Source organism: Streptomyces cirratus, assembly GCF_014650775.1.
In the GTDB taxonomy this organism is placed as follows: domain Bacteria; phylum Actinomycetota; class Actinomycetes; order Streptomycetales; family Streptomycetaceae; genus Streptomyces; species Streptomyces cirratus.
Genome location: NZ_BMVP01000002.1, coordinates 768,572 through 782,938, shown reverse-complemented (window position 1 = coordinate 782,938; position 14,367 = coordinate 768,572). Strand labels below are relative to the sequence as shown.

Annotated in this window: 12 protein-coding genes; 3 read left to right on the top strand and 9 right to left on the bottom strand. The window is 73.3% G+C overall.

Annotated features, from left to right (window positions below; translation table 11 throughout):
- Positions 1-17: 17 nt before the first annotated feature.
- Entirely contained in the window at positions 18-947 is a 930-nt protein-coding gene (locus IE207_RS08595; protein WP_190183408.1) for an AurF N-oxygenase family protein, read from the bottom strand.
- A gap of 179 nt (positions 948-1,126) precedes the next feature.
- Here IE207_RS08595 and IE207_RS08590 point away from each other — a divergent pair, with 179 nt between their 5' ends.
- On the top strand, positions 1,127-2,248 hold the full coding sequence (locus IE207_RS08590) for a ferritin-like domain-containing protein (protein WP_190183407.1): 1,122 nt from the start codon (positions 1,127-1,129) through the stop codon (positions 2,246-2,248).
- A gap of 116 nt (positions 2,249-2,364) precedes the next feature.
- Here IE207_RS08590 and IE207_RS08585 read toward each other — a convergent pair whose 3' ends face one another.
- Together IE207_RS08585 and IE207_RS08580 are read right to left on the bottom strand one after the other, a co-directional pair.
- Positions 2,365-3,834: a penicillin-binding transpeptidase domain-containing protein gene (locus IE207_RS08585; RefSeq protein WP_190183406.1), complete on the bottom strand. Its 1,470-nt coding sequence runs from the start codon at positions 3,832-3,834 to the stop codon at positions 2,365-2,367.
- Positions 3,831-5,252 (bottom strand): FtsW/RodA/SpoVE family cell cycle protein, encoded by a 1,422-nt coding sequence (locus IE207_RS08580; protein WP_190183405.1) that lies wholly within the window; start codon positions 5,250-5,252, stop codon positions 3,831-3,833. The genes IE207_RS08585 and IE207_RS08580 overlap by 4 nt, the downstream gene beginning before the upstream one ends.
- 222 nt (positions 5,253-5,474) lie before the next feature.
- On the opposite strand from IE207_RS08580, the gene IE207_RS08575 reads away from it, so the two are divergent.
- The gene (locus IE207_RS08575; RefSeq protein WP_190183404.1) at positions 5,475-6,803 is read left to right on the top strand and encodes a C40 family peptidase; all 1,329 of its coding nucleotides are present in this window, start codon (positions 5,475-5,477) and stop codon (positions 6,801-6,803) included.
- Here the strand turns inward: IE207_RS08575 and IE207_RS08570 are convergent.
- The 5 genes from IE207_RS08570 to IE207_RS08550 form a co-directional block, all read right to left on the bottom strand.
- Positions 6,749-8,014 carry a styrene monooxygenase/indole monooxygenase family protein gene (locus tag IE207_RS08570; RefSeq protein WP_190183403.1) on the bottom strand — a complete coding sequence of 422 codons (1,266 nt, stop codon included), beginning with the start codon at positions 8,012-8,014 and terminating at the stop codon, positions 6,749-6,751. The genes IE207_RS08575 and IE207_RS08570 overlap by 55 nt on opposite strands.
- Positions 8,015-8,149: 135 nt before the next feature.
- Complete coding sequence (locus tag IE207_RS08565; RefSeq protein WP_190183402.1) at positions 8,150-8,770, bottom strand: GTP-binding protein; 621 nt, start codon at positions 8,768-8,770, stop codon at positions 8,150-8,152.
- A complete protein-coding gene (locus IE207_RS08560; RefSeq protein WP_190183401.1) occupies positions 8,751-9,134 on the bottom strand; it encodes a DUF742 domain-containing protein in 384 nt (127 codons plus the stop codon). The genes IE207_RS08565 and IE207_RS08560 overlap by 20 nt, the downstream gene beginning before the upstream one ends.
- Complete coding sequence (locus IE207_RS08555) at positions 9,131-9,604, bottom strand: roadblock/LC7 domain-containing protein (protein ID WP_190183400.1); 474 nt, start codon at positions 9,602-9,604, stop codon at positions 9,131-9,133. Before IE207_RS08555 ends, IE207_RS08560 begins: the two co-directional genes overlap by 4 nt.
- The gene (locus tag IE207_RS08550) at positions 9,601-12,651 is read right to left on the bottom strand and encodes a sensor histidine kinase (protein WP_229873475.1); all 3,051 of its coding nucleotides are present in this window, start codon (positions 12,649-12,651) and stop codon (positions 9,601-9,603) included. The genes IE207_RS08555 and IE207_RS08550 overlap by 4 nt, the downstream gene beginning before the upstream one ends.
- A 452-nt stretch (positions 12,652-13,103) precedes the next feature.
- Here IE207_RS08550 and IE207_RS08545 point away from each other — a divergent pair, with 452 nt between their 5' ends.
- Positions 13,104-13,877, top strand: a complete 774-nt coding sequence (locus IE207_RS08545; protein ID WP_190183398.1) for a hypothetical protein — start codon at positions 13,104-13,106, stop codon at positions 13,875-13,877.
- Positions 13,878-13,907: 30 nt separating this feature from the next.
- Here IE207_RS08545 and IE207_RS08540 read toward each other — a convergent pair whose 3' ends face one another.
- A complete protein-coding gene (locus tag IE207_RS08540; RefSeq protein WP_190183397.1) occupies positions 13,908-14,348 on the bottom strand; it encodes a MarR family winged helix-turn-helix transcriptional regulator in 441 nt (146 codons plus the stop codon).
- Positions 14,349-14,367 lie beyond the last annotated feature (19 nt).

Genomic DNA, 14,367 nt, shown 5'->3' with positions numbered 1-14,367 from the left:
ACCCCGCGGGGCGGCGGTCAGGCGAGGAGTCCCGAGCTCCGCCACAACCTGCGGCCGACGCCGCGCAGCACGCCTATGTCGTCGAGGAAGTCGGTCAGCCGCTTGGCGCCGGTCTGCATGACCTCCCGCCGGTGGCCGCTCGCCTTGACCTGGGTGACGGCTTCGCGCCGGTCCAGGCCGATGTTCTCGTAGACCTGGGGGTTGACGAAGGCCAGCGAGAAGACGCGGGCGGCCTCGCCGCAGCTGATCCGGGTGAGTTCCTGCTCCCAGCGCGGGGCCGTCAGCATCTGGCGGCGCAGTTCCTCGCGGGCGTAGCGGACGTGCCGGGCCTCCTCTATGACGTGGATGCGGGTCACCCCGCGTACGAGCGGCTGGATGCGCTCGTCGGGGAAGGTCAGGCGCTGCATCCAGTCGAGGATCTCCTCGCCGAGCAGGGTGCAGGCGAAGGAGCCGGGGGTGGTGGAGACCGTCTTGAGGACGCGGGCGAGGTTGTGGTGGGTGCGTGAGACCGGGTAGGCGGGGGTGTCCGCCTTGCGGATCATGCGGGCGAACATCATGGAGTGCCGGCATTCGTCGGCGATCTCGGTGAGGGCGTAGCGGACGTGGTCGCTGACCAGCGACTTGTCGTAGATGTGCCGGACGAGCAGCTGCATCAGGATGATCTCGAACCAGATGCCGAGGGAGCCGAGCGCGGCCGCCTCGTGGCGGGAGAGGTCGATGCGCTGCTCCTCGCCCATCTTCTTCCAGAGCGGGGTGTCGTAGAGCGAGAGCAGTTCGGGCGGCCAGTAGTACTTGCCGTCGATCGGCGGGGCGTCCCAGTCGAGTTCCCTGTCGGGGTCGAAGGAGTGTTTGGCCGATGCTTCGAGCAGTCGCGCGGCGGTCTCTTCGCGGTCCTTGAGGAGGCCGAGTGCGTCCCTCGGCGCTGCTCGATCGGTCACGGTCGTCATGGCTTCGGACACCTCGCTCGTGGAGTTACCGGCGGTCACCGCTTATGAGACTGCTTGTCAGCAAGACCGTCAATCCCCCCGGCGCGACTTGTTGACCCCGCGTCTACCAACGTGTGACGCTGCGGACGGTGGCCAACTGGCCGGTCCGGTACGCGAGTACACGAGGCAAGGGGGCGTCAGTGTCGACGCACGAGCTCTACACCAAGGACCCGGGCGAGGGCGTCTGGCCGGTCCCGGCCTCCGGCGCCGCCCGCTTCAGCTGGGAGTACGACGGGGGCCGGGAGCGGCTGCTCGCCCTGTACCAGAAGGGCAAGGACAAGCAGTGGGACGGCGCGAAGCGCATAGCGTGGGACCTGGAAGTGGACCCGAACGACCCGCTCGGCACCCCCGACGAGGCGCTGACTCTCTACGGCACCCGGTACTGGGGCAAACTCACCGACAAGGACAAGGGCGAGCTGCGCCGCCACTACGCGGCATGGAATTTCAGCCAGTTCCTGCACGGCGAGCAGGGGGCGATGGTGTGCGCGGCGCGCATCGTGGAGTCCGTGCCCGACCTGGACGCGAAGTTCTACTCGGCCACCCAGACCATGGACGAGGCCCGGCACGCGGAGGTCTTCGGGCGTTTCCTGCACGAGAAGGTCGGGATGCTCTACCCGATCAACGACAGCCTCCAGGGGCTGCTCGGCGACACTCTGCGCGACTCCCGCTGGGACATGCCGTACCTGGGCATGCAGGTGCTGATCGAGGGGCTGGCGCTGGCGGCCTTCGGGATGATCCGCGACACGACGGACAAGCCGCTGCCCAAGCAGATCCTCGCGTACGTGATGCAGGACGAGGCCCGGCACGTGGCGTTCGGGCGGATGGCGCTACGGGACTACTACAAGCAGTTGACGGACGCCGAGTTGCGCGAGCGCGAGGAGTTCGTGATCGAGGGCTGCTACCTGATGCGGGACCGGCTGCGCGGGGTGGAGGTGCTGGAGAACTTCGGCATCCCGAGGAAGGAGGCGGAGGAGTTCAGCGAGCAGTCGGAGTTCCTGCACCTGTTCCGCAGGCTGCTGTTCAGCCGGATCGTGCCGTGCGTGAAGGACATCGGGCTGTGGGGTGACCGGCTGCAGCGGGCGTACGTGGAGATGGGCGTCTTCGAGATGGGCAACTCCAACCTCGACCTGCTGATGAGCGAGGACGAGGAGATCGCCGAGGCCCTGGACCGCGAGCGGTTCGCGGCCGAGGAACGCGACCGGGTGGAGGAGGTCCGGGCCACCATCGCCGAAGGCGCGCGCAGCGGTGACCCGGCCGCCTGAGGACCGGCGCGGCGGGGGCGACAGCCACCGCCCGAGGACCGGCGCGGCGCGAGGGGTCCGGCCGCCTGAGGACCGGCGCGGCGGGGGCGGCGCCGGGCGCCTGGGCGGCGCGCCCGTCACGGCGCGGGCTTCGCCGCCAGCGCCGCGGCCATCACGGCGCGGGCGATCGGCGCCGCCGCGCTGTTGCCGCTGATGCCGCCGCGGTCCGCCGCCGCGTCCTCGACGACCACCGCCACCGCGACCGCCGGCAGCGGCGCGCCCTGCGCCCTGGCCCAGGCGATGAACCAGGCGTAGGGCGTGCCCGCGTTGCCGACGCCGTGCTGGGCGGTGCCGGTCTTGCCCCCGACCACCGCACCCGGGACGGCGGCGTTGCGTCCCGTTCCGTTCTCCACCACCTTGACCATCAGCTCCTGCACGCGCAGCGCCGTCGCCGGGCTCATGGCCCGGCCCAGGGCGTGCTGTTCGCCGCGGCGCACCTGGCTGCCGTCGTCCTGGGTCGTGCGCTCCACCAGGTACGGGCGTTTCAGCTCCCCGCCGTTCGCGACCGCCGACGCCACCATCGCCATCTGCAGCGGGGTCGCCTTGGTGTTGAACTGCCCGATCGAGGACAGCGCCAGTTGGTCCGGGCTCATGTCGGTGTCGAAGGCCGACGGCGACACCCAGGACGGCACCCGCAGCCCGTCGTCGTTGAAGCCGAAGCGCCGCGCCGCTTCGACCATGCCGGCCAGGCCCACCTGTACGCCGATCTTGGCCATCACCGTGTTGCAGGACCACTGCACCGCCTCCGCCATCGAGGCGTCTTCGCAGCCGGTGGCCTCGTTCGGCAGCAGGGTGCTCGTCCCGGGAAGCGGGTACGGGTCGGGGGTCTGCGTCGGGGCGTCCACGTCCGTGACCACCCCGGCATCCAGCGCGGCCGCCGCCGTCACGATCTTGAAGGTGGAGCCGGGCGGGTACGTCTCGCGCAGCGCCCGGTTGAGCATCGGCCTGGCGGGGTCCGCGTTGAGCCGTGTCCACGCCTCCTTGACCCGCGCCCCCGTGCCCGAGAGCGCCGCCGGGTCGTAGGAGGGGCTGCTGACCAGGGTCAGGATCCTGCCGGTCGCCGGCTCCAGGGCCACCACCGCGCCCCGCCGGCCCGCCAGACCCGTGTACGCGGCCCGCTGCATCGAGGCCCGGATCGTCGTCACCGCGTTCCCGCCGGGCGGGTGGCCGCGCGCGAGGTCGTACCAGAACGGGAAGGCGGACAGGCCCGGGTCGGTGCCCGCGAGGACGGGGTCCTCGGCGCGCTCGACGAAGCTCGTCCCGTACGTCTGGGAGGAGAACCCGGTGACGGGCGCGTAGAGCGGGCCGTTGGCGTAGGTGCGCTCGTAGCGCAGCAGTTGGCCGCTGTCGCGGGAGCCGGTCACGGGCCGGCCGTCGACCAGGATGTCCCCGCGCGGCTTGGCGTACCGCTCGACGGCGGTGCGTTTGTTGGCCGGGTTCGCGCCGTAGGCGGAGGCCTCCCAGACCTGCACCCGGCCCATGTTGATGAGCAGGGCGGCGAGCAGCGCCGCGCAGAAGTAGGCGCACCAGCGGATGTAGCGGATCACGCGCGGCCCGCCTCTCCGGTCGGCAAGGGCGACGACGGGGGCGCGGGGAACGGCGCCGGGAAGGGCGCCGGCACCGGCCTGCGGGCGCTGTCCCCGAGCCGGATCAACAGGGCGACGATGATCCAGTTGGTGACGACGGACGAGCCGCCCTGCGCCAGGAACGGCATGGCCATACCGGTGAGCGGGATCAGTCCGGTGACGCCGCCTGCGATGACGAACACCTGGAGGGCGAGGATCGAGGCGAGCCCGGTGGCGAGGAGCCGCCCGAAGGGGTCGCGCAGCGCGAGTCCGGCGCGAAATCCCCGGTCCACGAGGAGCCCGTAGAGCAGCATGATCGCGCTGAGGCCGACCAGGCCGAGTTCCTCGCCGGCGGTGGCCAGGATGAAGTCGGACTTGGCGGCGAACCCGATGAGGAAGGACTGGCCGTGGCCCAGGCCGGCGCCGAGGAGGCCGCCGGCGCCGAAGGCGAAGAGGGACTGGGCGAGCTGGCCCGGTCCGTCGCCCCGCGCGATGGAGGCGAAAGGATTCAGCCAGTCCTCCACGCGGCTGTGCACGTGTGGCTCGAACGTCCCCACGGCGTACGCCCCGACGGCCGCGAGCAGCAGCCCGATCGCGATCCAGCCGATCCGCCCGGTGGCGGTGAACAGCATGATCACGAACAGGCCGAAGAAGAGCAGGGACGTGCCGAGGTCCCGTTCCAGCACCAGCACGCCGACGCTGAGCAGCCAGATCGTGAGGATCGGGCCGAGTACGCGGCCGGGCAGCAGGCGCAGTTTCCACAGCAGTCGGCGCCCGGTCAGGGCGAGGGCGGTGCGGTTCGCGGCGAGGTAGGCGGCGAAGAAGACGGCGAGCAGGATCTTGGCGAACTCCCCCGGCTGGAAGGAGTACCCGGCGAACCGGATCCAGATGTGGGCGCCGTTGACGGCCGGGAAGAAGACGGGGACGAGCATCAGCGCGAGCGCGGCGGTGACGGAGAGGTACGCGTACCGCTGGAGGACGCGGTGGTCCCGCAGCACCGCGACGACCAGCACGAACAGGGCCAGCCCGATGCCGGACCAGCGCAGTTGCTCGTCGGCGGTGTGGTGGCCGGCGGCGGTGAGGTCGAGCCGCTCGATGAGGACCAGGCCCAGTCCGTTGAGCAGGACGGCGATGGGCAGCACGAGCGGGTCGGCGTACGGGGCGCGCAGCCGTACGGCCAGGTGTGCGATCAGCGCGGCGGCGGCGAACCCGACGGTGTGGCGGGTGACGGCTTCGGGGAAGCGGCCGGTGGCGGCGAAGCCGACGTAGAGGTGACCGAGTACGGAGATCAGGACCGCCCCGGCGAGCAGGGTCAGCTCCACGCCGCGGCCCTGCGGGGCCCGGGCGTCGGGAGGCGGGGGCGGGGCGGGCTCCGTCACCTTCGCCGTCAGAGCGGTCATAGGGGGAACGTAGCAAGCACAGGAACGCTATGTCCGCTTATGTCACAGTGCGCCGAAGAGTCGCCACAAACGGTCGGAACCCGGGGCGATCGCGAACCGCGCCGGTGCCCGCGTTCCCCCGCCGCGTCCCTCCGAACAGGTGACGTGACCTCACCCCGCCGCCTCCGCTGGGCGATTCGTCATACCGGGCATGGCAGCATCGGCCGCCCCGGAGGTGATTACATGACAAACCGACCACGTCTTGTCCGCACCGTCTGCATCGCCGCCGCCGTCCTCCTCACGGCCGGCGGCGCGCCCGCCACCGCCCGCGCCGAACCCCTCCCCGCGACGGAACCCGCCGGAGCGCCCGGCCCCGTTTCGGCGCACCCCGCCGCGGCGCCCCGCCCGGCCGCGGTGCCCCGCCCGGTTTCGGCTCCCCGTCCGGTTTCGGCTCCCCGTCCCGCCGCGGGGCCCCTTCCCGCCACCGAGCCCGTGGGGGTGCTGCTCACCCGCCTCCAGGACCTGTACCAGAAGGCGGAGCAGGCCTCCGAGGCGTACAACGCCACCGAAGTCGCCCTCAAGGCCCGCCAGGACGAGGAGCGCCGGCTCACCGCCGAGCTCGGCAAGGCCCGTACCGCCCTCACCGCCGAGCGGGCCCTCGCCGGCCGGCTGGCCCGGGAGCAGTACCAGCACGCCCGCGGCGGCCTCTCGCCCTACCTGCGGATGCTCCTCTCCGGAGACCTCCGCCACGCCTCCGACCAGCGCCGCCTCACCGCCCTCCAGGGCGCCCGCACCGCCGGGGTCCTCGCCCGCCTCGAACACGGCGAGCGGCACGCCGGGACCCTCGCCGGCGCCGCCCGCAAGGCCCTGGACGCGCAACGGAACCTGACCGCCGAGCAGAAACGGCACAAGGACGATGTCACCGGCCGGCTCAAGGAGGTCGAGCGGCTCCTGGCCTCCCTGACCGCCGAGCAACTCGCCCAGCTCGACGCCCGCGAGAGCGCGGTCACCGCCGAGGCGCAACGGGAGCTGGTCGGCTCCGGTCGCCTGGGCCGGGCGGGCGCCCCCTCCGCCGGCGCACCGGCCTCCACCCCCACCGCCGCGGGCGGCGCGGCCCTCGCCTACGCGGCGGCCCAGATCGGCAAGCCGTACGTCTGGGGCGCCGAGGGCCCGGCCTCGTTCGACTGCTCCGGGCTGACCTCCCGGGCCTGGGAACACGCCGGGCGGTCCATCCCCCGGACGAGCCAGGAGCAGTGGGCGCAGTTGCCGAAGGTGCCGCTGGACCGGCTGCGTCCCGGGGACCTGGTGGTGTACTTCCCCACCGCCACGCACGTCGCCCTGTACATCGGCGGCGGCAAGGTCATCCAGGCGCCCCGTCCGGGAACCCGCGTCAAGGTGTCACCGATCGCCGCGAACCCGGTCCTGGGCGCCGTACGCCCGGACCCCGGCGGGACCCCGCTCGCCTCGTTCACCCTCCCCCCGCTGCCCGAATCGGCCACGGAGGGGGACGACACCGGCTACTCGGGGGCCGGGCCCGACGCCGACACCGAAGCCGAGACCTCGGCGAGGTAGTCCGCGGTGTCCTCCGGGTCGTAGAAGTACGCGTCGAAGTCGGCCGGGTTGTCGAAGCCGTTGGCGAATCGATCCGCCACCGGTGGCAGCTGCCCGGCCGCCCCGATCAGGTTCAGCACGTGCTCCGGCGGCACGCCCAGCATCGCGTTGGTCCACTGCGTCACCGGCTTGCCGGTCGTGAACCAGTACTTGTCGAAGGTCGCCTTCATCCACGCCTCGTCGAACGGCTTGTCGCCGTGCATGAGGATCGAGGAGAGGTACGAGGCCGCGCACTTCGCGGCGGAGTTCGAGCCCTGCCCCGTGATCGGGTCGTTCGCCACGACCACGTCGGCGACGCCCAGCACCAGGCCGCCGCCCGGCAGCCGGCCGATCGGGTTGCGCACGACCGGCGCGTAACGCCCGGCGAGGGTGCCGCCCGCGTCCGTCAGGTCCACCTTGGTGGCGCGCGCGTATTCCCAGGGCGTGAACTTCTCCATCAGCTCCAGCGTCAGCGCCAAGTGCTCCGCCGGGTCCTTGATGCCCTTGAAGGCGTCCACCGGACCGCCCGGGAGGCCCTCCCAGAACAGGATGTCCGCCCGCCCCGAGGTGGTCAGCGTCGGCATGACGAACAGCTCGCCGACGCCCGGCACCAGGTTGCAGCGCACCGCCTCGGTGTCCGGGTGCTCCGGGCGCGGCCCGAGCCCGTGCACGTAGGAGACCGCCAGCGCGCGCTGCGGCGCGTCGTACGGGGACCGCGCCGCGTCCCGTCCGAACATCGACACCAGTTCGCCCTTGCCGGCGGCGACGAGCACCAGGTCGTACGTCCGGGAGAAGAAGTCCAGGTCGGCGACGGACGCGCCGTGGATGACCAGCTGCCCGCCCCACTGCACGAACGTGTCGATCCAGCCCGCCATCTTCACGCGCTGGTCGACGGACTGCGCGAAGCCCTTCAAGCGGCCGAGCCAGTCGACGGCGCGCCCGCCGTCCGGGGCGGCGACCGAGACCCCGACGCCCTCGATCCTCGGGGCCTGCCGCTCCCAGAAGGCCAGCTGGAGGTCCCGCTCGTGCTGGAGCGCGGTGTCGAACATGCACTGGGTGGACATGACGCGCCCGGTGCGGATCTCGTCCGCCGTCCGGTTGGACATGAGGGTGACCTCATACCCCTTCGACTGGAGTCCGAGGGCGAGCTGGAGACCGGACTGGCCGGCCCCGACGACGAGTATCTTGCGCATCTCAGGTTCTCGATTCGGGGGCTGCGGTTCTACGGGCCTGCGGTTCTGGGGGCTGCGGTGCTGGGGGCCCGCGGTTCTGGGGGACTGCGGTGCCGGGAGCCCGCGGTGCTACGCGCTGCGGTTCCGCGCCGGGCGCTACTCGGGCGTGGCGTCGAGGGCGTGCGAGACGAGGGCCAGCAGGGACTCGACGACCGTGGCCCGGCGTCGGGCGTCCATGATCACGACGGGTACGGCCGCCGCGATGCCGAGCGCCTCCCGCACGTCCCGCTCCTCGTACTCCCGCGAGCCCTCGAAGTGGTTGACGGCGACCGCGTACGGCAGCCCGCAGCTCTCGAAGTAGTCGAGGGCCGGGAAGCAGTCGCGCAGACGGCGCGTGTCGGCCAGCACGAGCCCGCCGATCGCGCCCCGCACCAGGTCGTCCCACATGAACCAGAAGCGCTCCTGGCCCGGCGTCCCGTACACGTACAGGACGAGGTCGTCGGCGAGCGTGACCCGGCCGAAGTCCATCGCGACGGTGGTGGAGTTCTTCTCCGGGGTCGCGGACAGGTCGTCGGTGGCCAGGCTCGCCCGGGTCATCACCGCCTCGGTGCGCAGCGGGGTGATCTCGGAGACGGACGACACGAAGGTGGTCTTGCCGACGCCGAAGCCGCCCGCCACCAGGACCTTGACGGCGACGGGCGCGCGCGAACGGTCGTACTGCCACGGCTGGGCGGGATCGTCGTCCGCCAGGGCCCGGTCAGAGACGGCGAAGGCCATCGAGCACCCTTTCCAGCAGCGCGCGGTCGGGGCGGCCGGTGCCGTGACCCGTGCCGTAGACGCGGAGGCGGCCCTGGTCGGCGAGGTCGCTGACCAGGACGCGGACCACGCCGAGCGGCAGTTTCAGCAGCGCGGCTATTTCGGCGATCGTGCGCATGCGGCGGCAGACCTCGACTATGGCCGGCATCTCCGGCATCCGGTCCGCCGTTTCGGCCGGACCGGTGTCGAGGGCGGCGACGAAGGTCTCCACCAGCAGGATCTGCGCGAAGCGGGTCCGGCCGCCCGTGAGGGAGTACGGGCGGACACGGGCGGGGCGGCGGTCGGCGCCGCGTATGGGCAGCCGGTCGGCGGCCGGACTCCTCACGGGGTGTTCTCCATCGACTGGCGCAGCTCGCTGCGGACTTCGGGGGTCAGGACGTGCCCGGCCCGCCCCACGAACAGGGCCATGTGGTAGGCGACGACGCTCATGTCGCAGTCGGGGGTGGCGTGCACGCCCAGCAGCGAGCCGTCACTGATGACCATGACGAAGACGGAGCCGTGCTCCATGGCCACCATGGTCTGCTTCACGGAGCCGAACTCCATGAGGTCGGCGGCGCCGCTGGTGAGGCTGCCGAGACCGGAGACGATGGTGGCGAGGTCGGCGGAGGCTCCCCGGGGGCCCTTGGGCCGGTCGGTCTCCGCGGGGGGCGCCGGCTCGGAGGAGAGCAGCAGGAGCCCGTCCGAGGAGACGACGGCGACGGAGTTGACTCCGGGTACCTCCTCGACCAGGTCGGTCAGCAGCCATTGCAGGTTGCGGGCCTGGGTGCTCAGTCCGTACGTACTGGGCGCGGTCATGTGCGTGCCTCCTGTGCGGTGTCCCCCCGGTCGGTCTGCCCTTGCTGCCGGCCCTGGTCGGGGCCCGGGTCCTGGGCCAGTTCGGCTGCGGCGACGCGCCGCCCGTCCTGGGACCCCTGGTAGAAGCCGCCGAGTCTGCGGCGCAGCTCTTCGGCGTCCACCCGGCGCGGTTCGGGCCGTACGTCGGCGGGGCGCCCGGCCGTCGCGGCCTTGGCCGCGGGGCGTGGGGTCCGCTTCGGCAGGCCCGTGCCGGTGACGGCCTCCTCGGGATGGGCGTGGTTGCCCTGGCGCGGGAGCCAGTTGTCCTCGGCGGCGGCCCGGCCGTGGGGGTCGGGCTCCGCCGGGGCGGTGCCGGGCCGCGCGGGCGCAGCCGGCGTTTCCTGCTGTACGACGGCCCCGGGTGCGGTCTCCGGCAGCGGCTCGGCGCCCGCCGGGCCGGGGTCGGGCACCGCGAAGGCCGCCGGGTCCGGCTCGGGCACGACCCTCGCGAGGAGCTCCTCCCCGGGCCCCGCCGCGCCCGGCTCCGCGCCGCCGGGCGCGCCGACCGTGAACACCTGCGCCCCGGGGGGCGTCTGCCCCGCGGAGCCCCCGAAGGCGACGCCCCCGGGCGACGGCTCCTCAAGGGGGGCCGCCTGCCCGTCCGGGTCCTCGCCCGGGCCGAAGCGGCCCGCTGCGGCGGAGCCGGCGTCGTCGGCCGGGGTCCCGCTCACTGCGGCGGGGCCGGAGGCGGCCCCGGGGGCCCCGTCCGGGCCGGCGCCCGCGGTGGACCGGTCCGCTGCGGGGCCCCCGAGGCCCCCGTCCGGGCCGGCGCCCGTGGCGGCGTCGGCGGTCGCCGCGTCCGTGTCGGGCTCCGGGTCCGCATCCGGGTGCGCACCCGCGCCGGCAGCAGCCCCGGGCTCCGTACCCGGCTCGGCGGAGGACTTCCCCTCGGCCCCCTGAACCGCCGGAGGAACCCGCGGGGGCAGCGTGTTCTCGTTGGCCTCCGCGATCACCCCGGGCAGCCGGAACTCCGGCAGTCCCGGCGTGGTCAGCGTGTGCACGGGCGAGGTCGGCGGCGCGACCGGCAGCAGCGCGGCCGGGACGACCACCAGGGCCTCCGTCCCGCCGTGCCGCCCGGCCCGGAGCTCCGCGGTCACCCCGTGGCGCGCCGCGAGGCGGCCGGCCACGTACAGGCCGAGGCCCAGCCCGTGTTCCGCTTCCGGTTCCTCGTCGTACGCCTCCGGCGTGGCGAGGCGGGCGTTCAGCGTCTCCAACCGGTCGGCGGTGACCCCGATGCCCTCGTCCACCACGGACAGCAGCACCTCACCGGAGTCCAGCAGCCGTCCGGACACCTTCACCTTGGCGTCCGGCGGCGAGAACGTCGTCGCGTTCTCCAGGAGTTCCGCGAGCACGTGCGAGATGTCGTCGGCGGCGTGCCCGGCGACCTGCGTGTACGACGGCATCGCCGCCAGGTCGACCCGCTCGTAGCGTTCGATCTCGCTGACCGCCGCCCGCATCACGTCGACCAGCGGCACCGGCAGCGCCTGCCCGTGGCCGTGTTCCTGTCCGGCCAGCACCAGCAGGTTCTCGTTGTGGCGGCGCATCACCGTCGCCAGGTGGTCCAGCTTGAACAGGGTCGAGAGCCGTTCCGGGTCCTGTTCCTTGGACTCCAGCTCCTCGATGACCGCCAGCTGCCGCTCGACCAGGCCCAAGGTCCGCAGCGAGAGCGAGACGGAGGTCGTCGACATGATGCGCCGGTGCTCGTCCAGCCCTGCCCGCAGCTCCGCAAGCTCCGCTTCCAGCCGGGCGCGGACCTCCGCCAGTTCCGTTTCCAGCGCGCCCCGGCCCGAGGACAGCGCCTCGTTGCGGCCGATGAGCCGGCGCCGGTCCGCGTCGAGCCCGGCGACCTTGGTGTGCAGGGCGACGGTCTGGTCCCGTACCGCGTTGAGGTGGCGTACGACCTCGGCGAACTCGTCGTTGCGACCGGTGAACCGGACCGGCTCCACCGAGCCCTCGGGCGTCGCCAGCCGCTCCGCGCCCCGGCGCAGCACGGACAGCGGCCGGGTCAGCGAGCGGGCGACGGCCGTGGAGACGCCGACGACGAACAGGAACAGCACGCCGAGGAAGGCGACGAGCAGCTCCAGCCGCTGGACGTCGTCGTCGCGCAGGGTGGCGAGGGCCGTGGAGCGCTGGCCGGCCAGCGTGGACTCCACCGAGCGCATCCGGTCGATGCGGGCGGTGAGGGCCGAGCCGACGGCGCCCGCGTCGGTCTTGCGGTCGGCGGCGGACAGCGTCGGCCGCTCCGTGAGGCGCTTGAGGTAGTCGTCGGCCGACTTGACCTCGGGACCGGTGACGGTGACGGTCAGCGTCTGCCGTACGTCGGGCCGCGCGGCCCGCGCGAAGTCGTCGAGGGCCGCCTGTTCCCGGACGCGGGTGCGCTGGGCGGCGGCGGTGAGTTCGTCCGCGGCAAAGGCTCCGGAGGTGGTGGAGCCGCCGGAGGGCTGCTCCCCGCGGGGGGCGGGGACGGCGAGGGCGGCGAGCAGCAGTCCCCGGGTCGCCGAGGCCTGCTCGACGGCCTGGCCGAGCGGGGCGAGCGGGCGGGTGGTGGCCAGTGCGGCCTCCGCGCGCGGCGGGGTCAGTTCCGCGAGCCGGTCGCCCGGAGCGAGGAGTTCCGCGATGACGGCGCTGTAGGCCTGGTACGCGGCGAGGGGGCTGCCCTTGCCGTCGACGGCCTCGGTGCGTACGGCCGGGATCCGGCCGAGTACGCCGGCGAGTTGCTCCTCCGCGTCGGCCCGGACCTCGGACAGCTGCCGGTCGGTGCCGGCGACTCGTTCCTGTACGGCCGTCTTGGCGCCCGCCGGGCGGCCCTTGGCGGCGTACTCGACGACGGCATCGCGCTCGTCGCCCAGGAGGTGCGCCAGGGTCAGGCTCGCCTGCGCTTGTTCGGCGAGGGTCACCAGCCGCTGGGAGTCGTTCAGTTCTCTGGTTGCGGAGACGACGGCGGGAGCGCCTGCCGCGAGGACGGTGAGGCCCGCGACGGCCACGCCGACCACCAGCCTGCTGCGCACGCGGACGCGACGTCCTGCGATGGCGGGTCCGTCTGCGCTGGCGGTGCCGTTCTTCCGAGACCGCTTCTTCTGCACCGGTGCTCGCAATCCTGTACGTGTGCTCGTGCTCGTCTACTCGTGTGGCCGAGGTAACGGCCGGTCAACAAGTAAACGCCCCCTGCCCCCTCGTACCGCCTCAGACCTTCGCAGTGCGATGGGAACAGAGCCGCACATCGCCCACCCCGCCACTCGAAGGAGTGAACATCACGGAGGAGTGGCCGACCAACTCGGGCCGGGTGTGCCAGGCGCCGTCCGTGGACGGGTGGTTGAAAGAACGCGGCGCGCTTTGGCAAGATGCCCCGCCCTTCCCGCCCCGCGGGGCCCGCGCGGGCGTCCCACCGCTCCCGATTTGGTATGGACCTGACCTCGACGCCGGGTCCGTCCGCGACTGCCGGGCGGGGCAGAATGTCCGCATGCGGATCGACTTGGCCTCGGTGGCCGGCAGCCCGGAACGCCCCAACGAGGACTGGGTCTCAGCTGCGATACCCGCATTGGGCGGCGGAGTTGTGGTGCTTCTCGACGGAGTGACGCCGCCGCGCGGCGACGACGGCTGCGTACACGGGGTGCCGTGGTTCACGGCCCGGCTCGGCGGCCGGCTGGCCGAACTGTCGGGCTCGCGGCGGGACATGCCGCTGGACCGGATCCTGGCGGAGGCCATCAGGGCGACCGCCGCGGCTCACGGCGACGGCTGTGACCTTTCTCACGTGCGCACCCCGCAGGCGACGGTGGTGATGGCGCGTTGGGACGAGACGCAGGTGGAGCATCTGGTGCTGTCGGACTCCGTACTGCTGTTGCAGGCGCCCGGGGGCGGGGTCGCGGCGGTGGTGGACGACCGGCTGGACCGGGTGCCGCGTGCGGCGTTGCGGTCGGAGGCCACGGCGGACGCGCTGCGCAACGCGGAGGGCGGCTTCTTCACGGCGGCCGCGGATCCGGCGGTGGCTGCCCGGGCGGTGACGGGGCGTACCCCGCGGGGGGACGTGCGGGCGGTGGCCGCGCTCACGGACGGGGCCAGCCGGTGGACGGACACGTTCCGGGAGGGCGACTGGGCGGACTGCATGGCGGTGCTGCGCAAGGAGGGCGCCGAGGGCCTGATCGGCCGGGTCCGGGCGGCGGAGTCCGACCCGGCTCGCCCGCCGGCCCGCCACAAGCGCCACGACGACGCGTCGGCGGTCTACGCGGAGCTGTGACCCACGCGGGGTCCAGTCGGCCCGCTCGGCCTACTCGCCGCCCTGGTTGAGCTGGTGGAGCAGCCGGGCCAGCTCGGCGACCTCACCACGGTCCCAGTCGGCCAGCTTGCGCATGTACTGCTCGCGCCGGGCACCCCGCACCCGCAGGAACCGGGCCCGGCCCTCGTCGGTGAGTCCGACGAGGAAGGCACGGCCGTCGGCGGGGTCCGGCTCGCGGGCCACCAGGCCGAGTACCTCCAGGGCGCGCAGCTGGCGGCTCATGGTGGCCTTGCCGACCCCGAAGTAGGCGGCGAGCTCGGTGGCCCGCTGCCGCCCCGCGGCCTCCAGCCGGACGAGGAGCCCGTACGCGGCCGGCTCCAGTTCGGGGTGGAGAGCCCGGGCCATCTCGCCGGAGGAGGCGCGAGCACGTCGGAGGAAGACGGACAGCTCCCGCTCCAGGGCAAGGAACTCCTGGTCTTCTCTCCCGTGCACGTCCGGCTCCCGTCGATGG